The following is a 14,982-nucleotide window of genomic DNA, read 5'->3' on the forward strand; positions in this document are numbered from 1 at the left end:
GAATGACAATGCAGCAACAGTTGCGAGCCGCGGTGGTGATCGCAGGCGCATGCCTGTTTGCGATGGCCGCAGGCGCACAGAAGATCGAGACAAATTCCGTAGGCATCAAGCTTGCGCGCATATCCGCGGGCGAGTTCCGCATGGGGGCAGACGCTAGGGAGATTCCCGCGAGCGTCAGGGCAGGCCTCGGCGTGATGTCCACGCGCCCAGCCCACGGCGACTTCGACGAGGTGCCGGCTCATCCAGTGAAGCTCACTTACTCCTTAGCGATGAGCGTCACCGAGGTGAGTATCGCGGAGTATCAACTATTCGATCCTGCCTATAAGCCCAACACAGCCGTTCCGGGTTATGCCGCTGGCATCAGCTGGCAACAGGCGATGGACTACTGCGCGTGGCTTTCGAAGCGTGAGCATAAGGGTTATCGCCTGCCCACTGAAGCCGAGTGGGAGTACGCTGCACGCAGCGGTGGAACGAAACTCTATGGAGCAAGCGATTCGCCGTTGAAAATAGATGAGCCCAACGCTTGGGGAATCGCCAACCTGGGCGTAGGCCGTCCTGAGTGGACCCTCGACTGGTATGGTCCATATGAGCCGCAGCTGCAGATGGATCCTACGGGTCCCTCGACGGGATGGGCGAAGGTCGTGCGGGGCGGCGCGCTGGACTTCCGCAAGTCGAAGGAGCCCGGGGAGAATCCTGCAAGCTCGCCCTACTTCGAACGCCCAGCGAATCGCGCGAGCATGGCGCCCAGCTTCTCGAGTCCTCAGGGTCGCATCGGATTTCGCATCGTTGAAGCCCCGTTCCCTTCGGCAAGACCCACCGCGCCCTTCACATATTCCTTCGAGACCGCAGTGAAGCAGCAGCCAGACGGTATCGCCGCGGGGCCCGATCTCTCGAAGCCATGGATACACCTGCATGAGATCTTTCCCAACCTCAATGGCCGCTCCATGCCTGAGGTCGGTTGGAGGATCGGGCTCGCACGCGGCCTCGGCATTGCCTATCACAACACCGCGATTCAAGAGCTTCCCAACGGCGACATGATGGCCGCCTACTACAACACGCCGCAGTCCGAAGACGACCCGGACATGACCATCATCACGATGCGTCGAAGAGCCGGCACGGAGACCTGGGATATGCCCGAGCCGTGGCCTTACTTCGCTGACGCAGCCAACGCTGCACCCGTCATCTGGAACGATGTAGTCCCCAACGGCACCGGTAAGCTCTGGTTCTTCTGGGGACAACCGCGACTCATTGGTGCGTGGCCGTTCTCGTATATGACCTCGAAGGATAACGGCGCAACATGGAGTGCCGTAGAGTTCCCCAGATTCACCGCGCCCATCGGACGCTATGTACCGCAACCGATCAACAGTATCGTGCGTTCAAGCGACGGCACGATCCTCATACCCACCGACTCCACGGGTCGCGATGCAACAGGCAATGGCTCTGTCTCCTCGGTGTGGGGTACGCACGATGGTGGTCAATCCTGGTATGACACGGGTGGACGAACCGCAGGACGCCACACAACGATCGTGATGGCCAAGGACGGCACGACCATCCTCGGATTCGGCGGCAAGAACTCCGAGATAGAAGGCAAGATGCCACTGGCAATCAGCCATGACGGCGGCAAGACGTGGCAGAAGAAGGCGACACCTTTCGACGAGCTGCTCAGCGGCGAGCGCCCCAGCGTAATCCGACTTCACGACGGGAAGCTCTTCTTCGTGGCTGATTACAATCCCTCAAAACAGAAACACATCCACAAAGATGGCGCCTACGTTGCACTCAGCGATGACGATGGCGCGACCTGGACCACGAAGCCGCTGCCAAAGGAAGTCGTCACCGTCGGATACACGACCGCAACGCAGGGTGCGAACGGTGTTATCCATGTCATCACCTCGAAGAACAAGCCCGACTATGAGATCGAGATGACAGAGGCCTGGGTGCTCGACAAGCTTGCGGGGCTCACGCCGGCACTTCCTTTGCAACTCGGCCCGATCACACAGCACGAAGAGAAGTATGCCAGCGGCAAGGTACGAATCCGCTGGGGAAGCGCGAAAGCCAGCGACGGGCGCGTGTTGCTCGAAGGCCCCGAAGAGGCCTTCTACATCAGCGGCAAGCCGATGTGGAAGCTCAGCTTCCACGAAGGAGAGAAGGTCGGTACCGAGACCTTCTGGCGTGAGAACGGAACGCGCGCGTGGGAGAAGTCCTACCTTCCTTCTGGCGAGTGGATATGGGTGCTCTTTGACGAGAACGGCAAGCAGACCGTGAGTTCAACTTGGAAGGGCAAGAGCTTCCAACACTCCACCGTCCCCGACATCATGCAGGACAAGAAGACCGATGGTCCTGACCCGGAGGCGGAATGAAGTTTCGAGCTTTGATGGCCACAGCGTTGCTCTGCATTTGCTCCGGGTCAGGTAGCTTTGCCCAAACGAAGTCCGACGCGAGTTCGGACGCGAAGGACCAGTACCTCTTCGTCTACTTCAAGGAGCCTGGCTCCCAAGGCATCTACTACGCACTGAGCCAGGATGGCTTCCACTACGAACCTCTCAACGATGGCCAGCCTTGGCTCAAGCCCTCGCAGCCCGGAGAGATCATGCGCGACATCTTCGTCACGCGTGACCCCGCGGGAGGCTTCCATGCCGTATGGACATGGGGTTGGCGTGGCAACAGCTTTGGCACCGCGGACTCGCCGGACCTCATGCAGTGGGGCGAGCAGCATGAGATCCCCATCATGACGACGGTGCCGGGCATTCGCAACGTCTGGGCGCCTGAGACTGATTGGGACGCAAGCAAGAAGCTGTGGGTCGTCTTCTGGTCAAGTTCTCCGAGCGCAGAGGAACAGGGCAACCGCATTTGGTTCTCGGAGACGAAGGACTTCCGCGACTTCTCTGCGCCGAAGATATTCTTCGATCCCGGCTATGAAGTCATCGACGCGACCATGTATCACGCGGGCGCGACGGAGTACCTCATCTACAAAGACCAGACGCGTGACCCTCAGCGGTACCAGGAGCGCGTCGCCAAAGGGCCGACCGTCGAAGGCCCTTGGACACCCGTCGGAGGTCCGATCAACGACTCCTGGTCGGAAGGCCCGTCAGCGATCAAGATCGGTGACGAAGTCGTCGTGTTCTATGACCACTATCGCCAGCCGCAAGCGCATTTCCAGGGCGTCGCGACGAAGGACTGGATCCATTGGCACTCCGTGAACGACCGGATGAGCCTTCCTCAAGGTTCGAAGCATGGCGCGTTCCTGAAGATAACGGCAGAGGAAGCCGCGAAGCTTCGTGCGCGGCATGATCCGCCAGCGACACAGTAGGTACTTGCCCGGCATGTCTATAACGCAAGAGCGAAGGACTCGCACGTCGCGAGCCCTACTGTGTTGTGAACGTGGACCTTCTCTCGCGCTGCTAGACCTTCTCGAAGACGATCGCCTGGTACGGCTTGCCCGGCAGCGTTACCCGCGTCGACGAAGCGGTCGAGGCTTCGCCCTCATCGGTGGTCACCTTCTGCTTGCCCACCGCGCGGATGGTCCCGGGAAGTGGGGTCATCGTCATGTTCCACGGGTCGATCAACGTAGCCTTGAAGTCGATGCCCTGTGGCAGAGGAAAGTCATACTCCGCAGGCTGGTGGAAGTCGAAGTAGTAAAGATAGAGCTGATTCGGTGTGCCGGCGGAGAGATAGTAGGCGCCCTCAAACTCATTGAGACCCACCTTGGTAATCTTCTCCACCACCTCGCGCAGGAACTTGATTCGAGGCGCGCTCGTCCCACTCAGCTTGCCGCCATCGCTCCACACCGGTATGCCCTTGGGCTGATTGAACGTGTCTCCGTGAGTGGCATACGTGCCGGCAATCACCGCAAGCCAGAAGCGTCTCGTCATCTCTTCAGCAGAGAGATTTCCCCAGCGCCGCGAAAAGTTGCCCTCATACTGGATCTCATCCCAAAGGATGGGTTTGCCCCAGGCCGCGCGATACTCCGGCGCCTTGTTGAAGTCATATTGCTGCAGGCTCGCGTGGGTCACCCAGGGCTTCGAGTTGTCATACTGCACACGGCTGTGATGAATGGAGCGAAGGTGGCTCGAGGGATCATACTGCTGGATCACGTGAAAGTAATGGTCCCACTCCGGCATGGTCTTCGACTTCACAAGGTCGTACTCGTTGGCCACCGACCACCACACGTTGCGGAACGAAGCGAGACGGGCAACCGCATACTTCAGGTACAGGTCATTCACTTCGGCGGGCATCGACTTGTAGCCCCAGCCATCATAGGGATGGAACAGGATCACGTCGGCCTGGATGTCAAGATCGCACAGATCCTGAATCCGCCGCTCGCAATGCGCGAAGTAAGCCGGGTTCAGGCGCGTCAGGTCGTTCGAGCCGTCGGCATGCTTTTCGAAAGGCAGCGCAAAGAGATCGTGCCCCAACGGCTTCGGCAGAAGACACAAGCGCACCTTGTTGAAACCCGCGGTGCGAAGCGTGTCGATGGTCTGTTGCTCGAACGGCTCACCCAGGAACGCCATCGCGTAGCACGTGGTGCCGAATGGAAAGTACGGCGTACCGTCAGCGTGCTGAAAATGGTACTGGTGGGCCGTCGTGACAGGGCCATGATTCGCTCCCGTTGCTTTCGTCACCTCGAATGCACCAGTGTGGCCGTTGAGGTCCGGGGTCTTCGAATTCGACCGCCACACCCAATGGCCGGGCTCATCCGGCATGTAGCGTACCTTGTAGACGCCTTCTCCATCGTAGAATCCGGCAACGTCGACACTGCGGTGGCCCAGCGTAAACGTCGCGCTCACCTCGATGTCTGTAAATGGATTGCCGCTCGAGGGCCCATGCAGCGAGAGCTCGCAGCGGTCCCACTGCTCAACACTGGTGGAAGGCGCCGGGGCTGGCGCGGCGGAAGACGCGGAGGGCGAAGCGGTGAGCGCGGCCCCGAGGGCGGCTGCGCTGCGCTGGATCATTGTGCGGCGGTCCATCTTTCGGAATACTCCATCATGCGGCCATTGATTCAGTGGCTAGGCCTGCACCTTCTAGAGTATTGTGGTGGCTGACTCAAATAAATACAAGGATGCATATTCATGCAAAGTGAGGTCCCGGTCACAACGCAGAGGCAGAGCCCGGGCGGCGTGTCGGCAAACGCGAACTCTCTGTTCGACGGTCGCGAAGGCGACCCCGCGATCTTGAAGCACCTCGCCAATCGCATCCGCATGACTGCCATGTCGATGACCAATCATGCGCACCTCGGTCACACCGGCGGTGACCTCTCTGCCTCCGACGTCCTGGCGGTTCTTTACGGTGGAGTGCTGCAGCTCGATCCGCAGCAGCCCAACTGGCCTCAGCGAGATCGCTTCCTCCTCTCCAAGGGGCACTGTGCGGCCGCGCTCTACACAGCGCTTGCCATGCGCGGCTTCTTCGAGACAGCGCTGTTGCGCACCTTCATGGATCCGTTGTCGAAGCTCAACGGCCACCCGGACCGCAACAAGTTGCCAGGGGTTGAGGCCAACACCGGTCCGTTGGGACATGGTTTGCCCATCGCAGTCGGCTGCGCGATAGCCGCGAAGATGCGCGGTGAGACCTGGCGTACGTTCGTCCTCACCGGAGACGGCGAGCTTCAGGAAGGCTCCAACTGGGAGGCCGCGATGAGCGCGCAGCAGTATAAGCTCGATAACCTCATCGTCATCGTGGATCGCAACCGCCTTCAACAAGGCGACTTCACCGAGAACACGATTCGCATGGAGCCTCTCGCTGACAAGTGGCGCACCTTTGGCTTTGCCGTCACGGAGATCGATGGCCACAACACGGCCACGCTGCGCGAAGTTCTCAGTGGCGCTCCGCTTGAGGTGGGCAAGCCGACCTGCATCATCGCGAACACCATCAAGGGCAAGGGCGTAAGCTTTGCTGAGAATCAGCCCGCGTGGCATCATGGCGTTCCCACCGAAGAGCAGTTGCGCAAAGCTGCAGAAGAGCTGGAGGCAGAGCCGGTATGGTAACCCCACCTGAGATCGCCGCCGAAGAGTCGCAGCCCTCCGCGCCTACATACACCTTAGGGCCTAAGGCCGACTGCCGCGATGCTTTCTCGCAAACCCTCGTTGAGCTCGCAGGGAGCGACCCTCGTGTCTGCGCCGTCGTCAATGACTCGGTGTCCTCTACGAAGCTGAAGGGCTTTATGGGGAAGTATCCGGAGCGCTTCGTCAACGTCGGCATCGCGGAACAGAACATGGTCGGAGTTGGCACGGGACTCGCGAACGGAGGTATGCTGCCATTTGTCTGCGGAGCATCGTGCTTCCTCACCGCGCGCGCCATGGAGCAGGTTAAGGTCGACCTGGGCTACACGCGCTCCAACGTGAAGCTCTGCGGCATGTCCTCCGGCATGGCCTACGGTCAGCTTGGCCCAACGCATCATTCCATCGAAGACATTGCGTGGACGCGAGTGATCCCCAACCTCACCGTGATTGTGCCTGCGGATGCAGCCGAGACAGAAGCCGCCATGCGTTTTGCTCATGCTACCGACGGTCCGATGTTCCTGCGCATCAGCCGTGTCCCTGTGCCGTCGATCCTTCCGAAGGGCCACGTCTTTGAACCGGGCAAGGCAGTCCTGCTGCGCGAAGGCCACGACGTGACTCTGATGGCCAATGGAGTCCTTGTCAGCCGCGCGTTGGAGGCAGCCAACGCCCTTGCAGCAATGGGCATCGAAGCCCGTGTACTGAACATGAGCTCCATCAAGCCGTTCGACGAGCCAGCGGTGCTTGCGGCAGCACGTGGTACGCGCGGCATCGTCACGGCAGAAGAAGGCCTGCGTGCAGGCGGTCTTGGAGGCATCGTCGCGGAGATCCTTGCGACCAAAGCCCGCAATGCTCCTCCGCTCCGCATCCTCGGGCTGCCGGACGTCTTCGCCCCGACCGGCACAGCAGAGTTTCTGCTCGAGCACTTCGGCCTCACCGCAAAAGGCATCGTCGATGCATCGGTCGAGCTCGTTGGGAGTAAGCTACCGGCCAGATGACGCTTTTGCATGCAGCAGCGGAGGTTGTGCTGGCTATCGACCAGGGCACGACGAACACCAAGTGTGTTGCGGTCAATCGCGATGGCGCCGTAGTGTGCATAGCGGCCGCGCCGCTGGCTATGCTCTCGCCCCGCGATCAATGGATGGAGCAATCGCCGGCTGACATCTTGGCCAGCGTCAGCACCACGTTGCAGGAGGCAGCGAAAGAATGCACGGACCGAGGCTTCCGGATCGCAGGCATCGCCATCTCCAACCAGCGGGAGACCGCTCTTGCATGGGATGCCGCCACTGGGGATGTCATCGGGAACGCGATCAGTTGGCAGTGCCGCCGTTCAACCGGCGTCTGCGATCGCATCGCTTCGCATGCACTTGAGATTCACGAGCGCACAGGCCTCGTGCTCGATCCCCTGGTGAGCGCGTCGAAGTGGGCGTGGCTTCTCACGGAGAGTGCTCTCGCAACGCGAGCCAAAGACCTCATGGCATCCGGAGATCTTCGATTCGGGAACGTCGACGCTTGGCTGCTATGGTGGCTTACCGGGGGCAAGGTTCACGCGACGGACCACACCAATGCCTCTCGCACGGCGCTCTTTGGACTGACTAGCCTCGCTTGGGACAGCGAGATGGCTGGCCTCTTCGGCATTGATATCAGCGCGCTTCCTGAAGTAAAGACATCCGCCAGCCACTTCGGCGTATGCAATGCAATCGGTTCGCTGCAAGGCGTGCCCATTGTCAGCATGGTCGGTGATTCGCACGCTGCGCTTGCAGCGCAGGGGCCGTCGGGAACGGTGAAGGCGACGTACGGCACCGGATCCTCGCTGATGGTGGCACTCGACGAGCTTCCCCGGGACAGCAAGGGGCTTGCAAGAGCCATCGGATACTCAACGACCAGCGGTGTGCAATACGCCCTCGAAGGCAATATCGCGATGAGCGGCGCGGCCTTGAAGTGGGTCGGAGATTTCCTTGGCCTTGCAGACCCCGTCGCCGATACGGCAGCTCTCGCAGCATCGGTACCCGATAGCGATGGCGTCGTCTTCGTCCCTGCGATGGCTGGCCTCGGCGCTCCGTGGTGGGATGCATCCGCTCGTGGAGCTCTGTTGAACCTGGGCCCGTGGCATACGAAGGCTCACATGGCTCGTGCTGCGCTTGAGTCGATCACGCATCAGGTGACGGACGTCTTCGAGGCCATGGTTGAAGCTACCGGCGTTGTCTTGCCTGCGCTGAGCGCGGATGGTGGAGCGACGCGAAACGACTCGCTGATGCAGTTCCAGGCAGACATGCTGCAATGTGAGGTCCGCAGATCTCAGCGGGAGGAGCTTTCGGCAATTGGTGCCGCCTGGCTTGGCGGTGTGACGCTTGGCTGGTGGAAGTCTGTGGACGAGCCGTATCGAATGGCTGCTCCACCTCAGCTCTTCAGTCCACTCATGCCCAATGACCTACGCGTAACGCGTCGCCAGGTCTGGCTCGAATCGGTCCGTCGCACCCTCTCGCAGGGGGCAGCATGAGCAACGCCTCCGACATCCTTCTCGAAGCGAGAAACATCACCAAGCGTTACCCCGGACAGCTTGCGCTGGATGATGTGACCTTCCGCGTCTATCGTGGCCGCGTCAACGTACTTATCGGAGAGAACGGGGCTGGCAAGTCGACGTTGATGCGTATCCTTTGCGGAGCCGAATCCCACGATGAAGGCGAGATCTGGATGGATGCTCAACTCCTGACATTGGGCTCTCCCCGCGCGGCCGCGGCGCATGGAATCGCCATCGTGCACCAGGAACTCTCTGTCTTCGCCAACCTCGACGTGAGCGAAAACATCTTCGCTGGCCGCGAGATGGTCTCGATGGGCATGGTGAATCGGCGAGCCGAGGACGAGCGCTCGTTGTCCGCCCTGACGCGGCTCCGCAAGCCGCTGGAAGCATCGACACTCGCTTCGGAGCTCTCGCTAGGTTGTCGGCAGGTGCTCGAAATAGCTCGCGCTCTCGCCCATCAGTCCAGGTTACTCATCCTCGACGAACCCACCTCTGCGCTGTCGCAGGCTGAGGCCGAAACGCTCTTCGAAGCCATCGGTGATCTGCTTGCAGCAGGCCTCACAATCATCTACATCTCCCATCGGCTTGGAGAGTTGATGCGTCTCGGCGATGCGTTCACAGTCTTGCGATCAGGCAAAGTGGTCGGCACGGCGATGCGCGGCGAAGCAACGAGAGAGTGGATCGTGACCACCATGAGCGGTCGCCCGATGCATGTGAAAACCGAACGCCGCCGCGTCGCAGATGCAACCAGGATGCTTGAGGTGCGCGACCTTACAGTGGGACGCGGATTGGATGGCGGATCAGCCGAGCCCGTACTTGATCGCATCAGCCTCAGTGTTTGCCGCGGCGAGATCGTTGGTATCTTCGGTCTCCTCGGCGCAGGCCGTACCGAGCTGCTCGAGACGCTTGCTGGATCCGCTCCTGGCTTCACCGGCGACATAGCGGTCGATGGACACCGCGCCAGGCTGCGTTCCGTCTCCGATGCGATGGATGCTGGCATAGCGCTTGTCCCTGAAGACCGGCAGCGTGATGGGTTGGTGCCTGAACTCAGCGTGCGCGAGAACATCGTGCTGGCTCTCCAGGGCGAACGCTGGCTCTCACGCACGAAGGAAACGGAACGCGTGATGGAACTGGTCCGAAAGCTCCGCATCGAGGTGCGCGATATCGAACTCCCTGTCACTGCATTGTCCGGAGGAAATCAACAGAAGGTCCTGCTGGCGCGTTGTCTCGCACGCAAGCCGCGTGTCTTGCTTCTTGACGAGCCCACGCGCGGCGTGGATGCCAACGCCAAGGCGGAGATCTATCGCGTACTCCGCGAACTCGCGGACGAAGGCTTGAGCGTGCTCTTCACGTCAAGCGAGATCGAAGAGACCGAAGAGCTCGCCGATCGCGCGTTGGTCATGCGCGAAGGACGCATCGTGGCTGAGCTTGGCCCTGGAGAAATGACCGATGTGGCATTGATGAACGCTGCCAGTCATGATGTTGCGGCAAGTCGTATCGACCGGAGGATGCTGACGACATGAACGCTTCCGGAGCCAAACTGCTTGCGAAGGGAAGGCTTGCGCAATCTCCCGCGAGGCTCGTCCTGATCGCACTGCGCATGCGTGCGTTACTGGTGCTCATTGCGCTGGTCGTGGTGTTCACCATCCTGTCTCCGGACTTCCTTACCGCGAACAATCTGTCCATCCTCTCCAAGCACATCGCGGTGTATTCCATCCTCGCCATTGGCATGACCTTCGTTGTGCTCACCGGTGGCATCGATCTTTCGGTCGGCTCTGTCGCCGGCCTCAGCGGCATTGTCGCCGGCTACGTGCTCACGCATGGCATTATGATCGGCGGCATCGCACGATACCCCGGCGTTGCTGCTGCAATTGTCGCCGCGCTCACGGTAAGCCTCGTGGCGGGTGCCGTAAATGGATGGCTGGTCAGTCGTGCGGCAGTCGCGCCGTTCATCGCCACGCTGGGATCGCTATATATCGCACGGGGCGCGGCGCTCCTGTTCTCGAACGGAAAGACCTTTCCTGGCCTGGGCGCGGATTCCCCTCACGGCAGCCGGTTCTTCACGATGCTGGGCCAGTCGTTTCTGCTCAGGCTTCCGCTGCCCGTATGGATTGCGCTGGCGCTCTTCGCCATCGCGGCGACGATCGCGGCGAAGACTCCCTTCGGCCGCCATGTCTACGCGGTCGGTGGCAACGAACGTGCCGCGCGGCTCTCAGGGGTACGCGTACCGCGCGTGAAGTTTATCGCGTACCTGGTCTCCGCATTGGCTGCCGGCATCGTAGGACTGCTCATCGCTTCGGAGCTTGAGTCCGCGCATCCCGCCACCGGGGAGAGCTTCGAGCTCACGGCGATCGCAGCCATCGTGTTGGGTGGAACCTCGCTGATGGGCGGTCGAGGCTCCGTGAGCGGATCGCTGCTCGGTGCATGCGTCATCGGCATACTCGCCGATGGTATGGTCATGCTCGGCGTAAGCGAGTTCTGGCAAATGGTGGTGAAGGGTGTGGTCATCGTCCTCGCCGTCGCCGGAGATCAATTGCAGACCCGCCTGCAGGCGAAGCTGCTTCCATTTCTGCTTCGCTCCAACGCGGAGGCATGACATGCGCCGACCCTGCGTTCCATTCGTTGCTGCGTTGATGGCGTTGCCACTCCTTCAAAGTTGCGATCGCGGCGTGCGTCCTCCGCTTATCGCGATCATCGTCCCTTCGCAGGACAACCCCTTCTTCAAGGCTGAAGCAGACGCCGCCGCAGTGCGTGCGCGTGCCCTGGGCTACCGCGTGCGGATCGACTCACACGGTGATGACGCCTACCTCCAGGACAATCTCATCGATGCAGCGATTGCCTCCGGAGCGAAGGCCATCGTGCTCGATAACGCGGGAACAGACGCATCGATCTCAGCCGTGCGTCGTGCGACTCGCGCCGGCATCGCCTGCTTCCTCATCGACCGTGACATCGCCGCGACCGGAATCGCTAAGGCGCAGATCATTGCAGACAACGACCAGGGAGCACGTATCGTCGCTGCTGAGTTCGTTCGACGCATGGGCGCTGCTGGTGGGGATTATGCGGAGCTGCTCGGCAAGGAGAGCGATACGAATGCGCAGGTCCGCACCAGGGGATTTCACGCGGTGCTCGATGGTGATAAGCAGCTGCACCGAGTGGCGGCACAGTCAGCAGACTGGTCCCAGTCCGAGGCCTTTGATAAGACGGAGGTCATCCTGCAGTCCCACGCAACAATCAAGGGAATCATCGCAGGCAATGACACCATGGCGCTCGGCGCCGTGGCTGCGGCGCGGTCCTCGGGCCGTCCCGTCGCTGTGATCACGGGCTTCGATGGATCCCCCGATGCACTCGCGGCGATAAAGTCCGCGCAACTGAGCGCGACGACGCTGCAGCCTGCTGCCATCATCTCCCGTATGGCCGTCGACGAGCTCGACCGCTATCTCAAGACCGGAACCACGGGGAAGCCCGAACGGCAGATTATTCCATGCGACCTGGTCACGCCCTCGAACGTCGACGAGTTCGTGGACTTTGAAAAAATCCGATAGGCACCACTTGCGAGGAACAACGATGGCAACCACACTGGGCGTAATTCTTGGCAACCGCAACTTCTTTCCTGACTCACTGATCGGCGAGGCACGTCGCGAGCTCTCCGCTCTCTTCGCTGCGCTGGAGATCGAGCCCGTATGGCTCATCGACGAGACGAAGCTTGGCGCCGTCGAGACGTGGTCCGATGCGATGAAGTGCGGCGAGCTCTTCCGCCGCAATCGTGATCGCATCGAAGGCGTGCTTGTCTGCCTGCCCAACTTTGGCGACGAGAAGGGAGTCGCCGACTCCTTGCGTCTCAGCGAACTCAACGTGCCTGTGTTGGTGCAGGCTTGCCCGGATGACCTCGACGCCTTCGGCCTCGAGCGGCGTCGCGATGCCTTCTGCGGCAAGATCTCAGCCTGCAACAACCTTCGCCAGTACGGCATCAAGTACTCCCTTACGACCGACCATACCTGTGCCATCGGCTCCCCAGAGTTCCGCGCCGACATGGTCCGCTTCGTGGGGACCTGCAAGGTCTCACGCGGTTTGCGTCGCGTGCGGCTTGGTGCCGTCGGCGCTCGTCCGAATGCTTTCAACACCACGCGCTACAGCGAGAAGCTTTTCGAAGCCGCGGGCATCACGGTCAACACGATCGATCTCTCCGAGGTCTTCGGCAACGCTGCCGGAATCGCCGACAGCGACGCACGCGTGAAGCAGCAGATCGACAAGATCAAGAGCTATGCGGATTCATCGAAGGCTCCCGACGAATCCCTCAAGCGCATGGCGAAGTTCGCCATTGTCGTCGACGACTGGATGCGGGAGCTTGGCATCACCGCTACGGCAATCCAGTGCTGGAGCTCGATGCAGAAGAACTATGGCGTAAACGTCTGCACCGTCATGAGCATGATGAGCGAGCAGATGCTGCCTTCAGCATGCGAGGTCGACGTCGCTGGCGTCGTGTCGATGTACGCTCTGCAGCTTGCCTCGCAGACTCCCAGTGCTCTCGTGGACTGGAACAACAACTACGGCAAGGATCGCGATACCTGCGTCTTCTTTCACTGCGGCAACTGGGCGAAGGACTTCCTGCCCGACATCCGCATCGGCACCGCACCGATCCTGGGCACAGTGCTTGGGGAAGAGAACACCGTGGGTGCGCTCGAGGGCCGCACACCGGCGGGTCCCGTCACCTTTGGTCGACTCAGCACGGATGATGTGGCAGGCAAGATCCGGGCCTACGTTGGACAGGGCCAGTTCACCGATCAGCCGCTCGACACCTTCGGTACACGGGCTGTCGTCAATGTCCCAGGCTTGCAGAAGTTGATGCACGTCGTGTGCCGCAACGGCTTCGAACATCATGCCGCGATGACCAGGGGCCATGTGGCTCCAGCCGTAGCCGAGGCGCTCGACACCTACATGGGCTGGGATGTCTACCATCACGGCGCGGAGTAGTCTTACCCAAGCCCCAACAGCAACGGCCCGCAGACTCGTCTGCGGGCCGTTGCGTCTCTTGCGATCCCCGCGTTCTAGTGTCCGCGGAGGCGCGTGATGTCGTTGAAGAACACGAAGCACGCGAAGACGATCAGGCAAACGAACGCGACCTGGTAGATGCGCTCCTTCAGCGCCTCGTTCACGTCGCGCTGCATCAGGCTCTCCACCATCAGGAAGACGATCATCGCGCCATCAAGTGGAGGAAAGGGCAGCAGGTTGAATGCGCCCAGCTGGATGGAGATCGTCGCCATGAAGCGGACCAGCGTCCACGGGCCAAGCTGCGTCGCAATGTCGATCTGTTGCGCGATGCCGACAGGCCCCATCAGCTGCTTCGCCGAAACCTGGCGCGTGAACATGCCCTTCAGCACGCGCACCACCATCGTCGAATCATCCACGTTGCTCTCGTAGGCTTCGCCGAGCGCCGCGCCCCACGGCAGCTTCTCCACCGTCACCGGCGTCGCCGCCGGCTGGAAGCCGAAGCAGTAGTTCTTGCCGCCGCATGCTGCCAGCTTCTCTGGCGTCGCGCTCAGGTTCAGCATCTGTGCGTTGCGGCGAACCAGCAGCGTCACGGGAGCGCCGCCGCGATCACGCAGGTACGCTTGCATCGCCTGCACCGAGTGCGGCGAGTATGCGTCCACGCGAATCAGTTCATCACCGCTCTGCAGGCCTGCGCGAAACGCCGGGGTGTCCGAGCTCACCGTCACCACCTTGATCGGCGCATCCTGTTCCCGCGGCTGGAAGCCCAGCGCGGTAAACAAACTGAGCGGGTCACTTGGGTTGTCCATGTGTGCCGATGCGAGATCCAGCATGCCGGTCTGCACCTGGCCCTGGTGGCTGAAGGTGATGGGCAGCGATTGGTGCATGTGCAGTGCGCACTCCACGGAGATCTTCTCCCACGTGGGATTCGCCTTGCCGTTAAAGCTCAGGATCGTATCTCCGGAGCCCATGCCGAGACTGGCCGCCGGCGTGTTCGCGGGCACGTAATCGACCACCGCAGGCCCGCTCAGATACTTGTCGACCTCGTGGTGGTAGTGCGAGAGCGCAGCCATCAGGATGAAGGCGAGGATGAAGTTCGCCAGCGGTCCCGCGACGCCGATGATCATGCGCTGCCAGCGCGGCTTGGCAGGGAACTCATCCGGAGCGGCGTTCACTGCCGAGCCACCGTACTCGCCGGCCATCTTCACGTAGCCGCCCAGCGGCAGAGCGGCGATGCGGTAGTCGGTGTCGCCATACTTCACCCCGAAGAGCCGGGGACCGAAGCCGATCGAGAAGACCTCCACACGCACGCCGCAGAGCTTGGCGGCAGCGAAGTGGCCGAACTCGTGCACCAGCACCATGATGCCAAGCACAAAGACGAACTCAAGGATGATTGCGGGGAGGTGGGCAATGTTCATGAAAGTGTGTGTTAAGTCTCGCGGGTGGTCGTCTGAAGTTCTGGTGTGCTGCGCTAAGTTCTGGTGT

The 14,982-nt window shown here is 61.2% G+C and carries 11 protein-coding genes; 9 read left to right on the forward strand and 2 right to left on the reverse strand.

All coding sequences use genetic code 11. The annotated features are described in order from the left end of the window. The first annotated feature begins 2 nt into the window (after nucleotides 1–2). Nucleotides 3–2,357 (forward strand): SUMF1/EgtB/PvdO family nonheme iron enzyme, encoded by a 2,355-nt coding sequence (locus C4S68_RS16525; RefSeq protein ID WP_160115205.1) that lies wholly within the window; start codon nucleotides 3–5, stop codon nucleotides 2,355–2,357. Continuing rightward, nucleotides 2,354–3,307 carry a glycoside hydrolase family 43 protein gene (locus tag C4S68_RS16530; protein ID WP_103934219.1) on the forward strand — a complete coding sequence of 318 codons (954 nt, stop codon included), beginning with the start codon at nucleotides 2,354–2,356 and terminating at the stop codon, nucleotides 3,305–3,307. Before C4S68_RS16525 ends, C4S68_RS16530 begins: the two co-directional genes overlap by 4 nt. A 91-nt stretch (nucleotides 3,308–3,398) precedes the next feature. Here the strand turns inward: C4S68_RS16530 and C4S68_RS16535 are convergent, their stop codons facing one another. Further along, nucleotides 3,399–4,964 carry a DUF5060 domain-containing protein gene (locus C4S68_RS16535; protein ID WP_235011660.1) on the reverse strand — a complete coding sequence of 522 codons (1,566 nt, stop codon included), beginning with the start codon at nucleotides 4,962–4,964 and terminating at the stop codon, nucleotides 3,399–3,401. 102 nt (nucleotides 4,965–5,066) lie between these two features. On the opposite strand from C4S68_RS16535, the gene C4S68_RS16540 reads away from it, so the two are divergent. From C4S68_RS16540 to C4S68_RS16570, 7 genes are all read left to right on the forward strand, one after another. Further along, on the forward strand, nucleotides 5,067–5,978 hold the full coding sequence (locus C4S68_RS16540; protein WP_103934220.1) for a transketolase: 912 nt from the start codon (nucleotides 5,067–5,069) through the stop codon (nucleotides 5,976–5,978). Continuing rightward, complete coding sequence (locus tag C4S68_RS16545) at nucleotides 5,972–6,988, forward strand: transketolase family protein (protein WP_103934221.1); 1,017 nt, start codon at nucleotides 5,972–5,974, stop codon at nucleotides 6,986–6,988. The genes C4S68_RS16540 and C4S68_RS16545 overlap by 7 nt, the downstream gene beginning before the upstream one ends. Next, complete coding sequence (locus C4S68_RS16550) at nucleotides 6,985–8,490, forward strand: FGGY-family carbohydrate kinase (RefSeq protein WP_103934222.1); 1,506 nt, start codon at nucleotides 6,985–6,987, stop codon at nucleotides 8,488–8,490. Before C4S68_RS16545 ends, C4S68_RS16550 begins: the two co-directional genes overlap by 4 nt. Further along, nucleotides 8,487–10,034: a sugar ABC transporter ATP-binding protein gene (locus C4S68_RS16555; RefSeq protein ID WP_103934223.1), complete on the forward strand. Its 1,548-nt coding sequence runs from the start codon at nucleotides 8,487–8,489 to the stop codon at nucleotides 10,032–10,034. The genes C4S68_RS16550 and C4S68_RS16555 overlap by 4 nt, the downstream gene beginning before the upstream one ends. Continuing rightward, the gene (locus C4S68_RS16560; RefSeq protein ID WP_103934224.1) at nucleotides 10,031–11,107 is read left to right on the forward strand and encodes an ABC transporter permease; all 1,077 of its coding nucleotides are present in this window, start codon (nucleotides 10,031–10,033) and stop codon (nucleotides 11,105–11,107) included. The genes C4S68_RS16555 and C4S68_RS16560 overlap by 4 nt, the downstream gene beginning before the upstream one ends. Nucleotides 11,108–11,180: 73 nt before the next feature. Next, nucleotides 11,181–12,053 (forward strand): D-ribose ABC transporter substrate-binding protein, encoded by an 873-nt coding sequence (locus C4S68_RS16565; protein ID WP_200821579.1) that lies wholly within the window; start codon nucleotides 11,181–11,183, stop codon nucleotides 12,051–12,053. Nucleotides 12,054–12,075: 22 nt separating this feature from the next. After that, nucleotides 12,076–13,482 (forward strand): L-fucose/L-arabinose isomerase family protein, encoded by a 1,407-nt coding sequence (locus C4S68_RS16570; protein ID WP_103934226.1) that lies wholly within the window; start codon nucleotides 12,076–12,078, stop codon nucleotides 13,480–13,482. A 74-nt stretch (nucleotides 13,483–13,556) separates the two neighbouring features. Here the strand turns inward: C4S68_RS16570 and rseP are convergent, their stop codons facing one another. Further along, a complete protein-coding gene (gene rseP / locus C4S68_RS16575) occupies nucleotides 13,557–14,915 on the reverse strand; it encodes an RIP metalloprotease RseP (RefSeq protein ID WP_103934227.1) in 1,359 nt (452 codons plus the stop codon). Nucleotides 14,916–14,982 lie beyond the last annotated feature (67 nt).

The sequence above is a fragment of the Bryocella elongata genome (assembly GCF_900108185.1).
Classification (GTDB): domain Bacteria; phylum Acidobacteriota; class Terriglobia; order Terriglobales; family Acidobacteriaceae; genus Granulicella; species Granulicella elongata.

Excerpts from the sequence above, each read along its gene's own strand:
- C4S68_RS16525 (WP_160115205.1), top strand. The coding sequence starts at position 3 with ATGACAATGCAGCAACAGTTGCGAGCCGCGGTGGTGATCGCAGGCGCA.
- C4S68_RS16530 (WP_103934219.1), top strand. The coding sequence starts at position 2,354 with ATGAAGTTTCGAGCTTTGATGGCCACAGCGTTGCTCTGCATTTGCTCC.
- C4S68_RS16535 (WP_235011660.1), bottom strand. The coding sequence starts at position 4,964 with ATGGACCGCCGCACAATGATCCAGCGCAGCGCAGCCGCCCTCGGGGCC.
- C4S68_RS16540 (WP_103934220.1), top strand. The coding sequence starts at position 5,067 with ATGCAAAGTGAGGTCCCGGTCACAACGCAGAGGCAGAGCCCGGGCGGC.
- C4S68_RS16545 (WP_103934221.1), top strand. The coding sequence starts at position 5,972 with ATGGTAACCCCACCTGAGATCGCCGCCGAAGAGTCGCAGCCCTCCGCG.
- C4S68_RS16550 (WP_103934222.1), top strand. The coding sequence starts at position 6,985 with ATGACGCTTTTGCATGCAGCAGCGGAGGTTGTGCTGGCTATCGACCAG.
- C4S68_RS16555 (WP_103934223.1), top strand. The coding sequence starts at position 8,487 with ATGAGCAACGCCTCCGACATCCTTCTCGAAGCGAGAAACATCACCAAG.
- C4S68_RS16560 (WP_103934224.1), top strand. The coding sequence starts at position 10,031 with ATGAACGCTTCCGGAGCCAAACTGCTTGCGAAGGGAAGGCTTGCGCAA.
- C4S68_RS16570 (WP_103934226.1), top strand. The coding sequence starts at position 12,076 with ATGGCAACCACACTGGGCGTAATTCTTGGCAACCGCAACTTCTTTCCT.
- rseP (WP_103934227.1), bottom strand. The coding sequence starts at position 14,915 with ATGAACATTGCCCACCTCCCCGCAATCATCCTTGAGTTCGTCTTTGTG.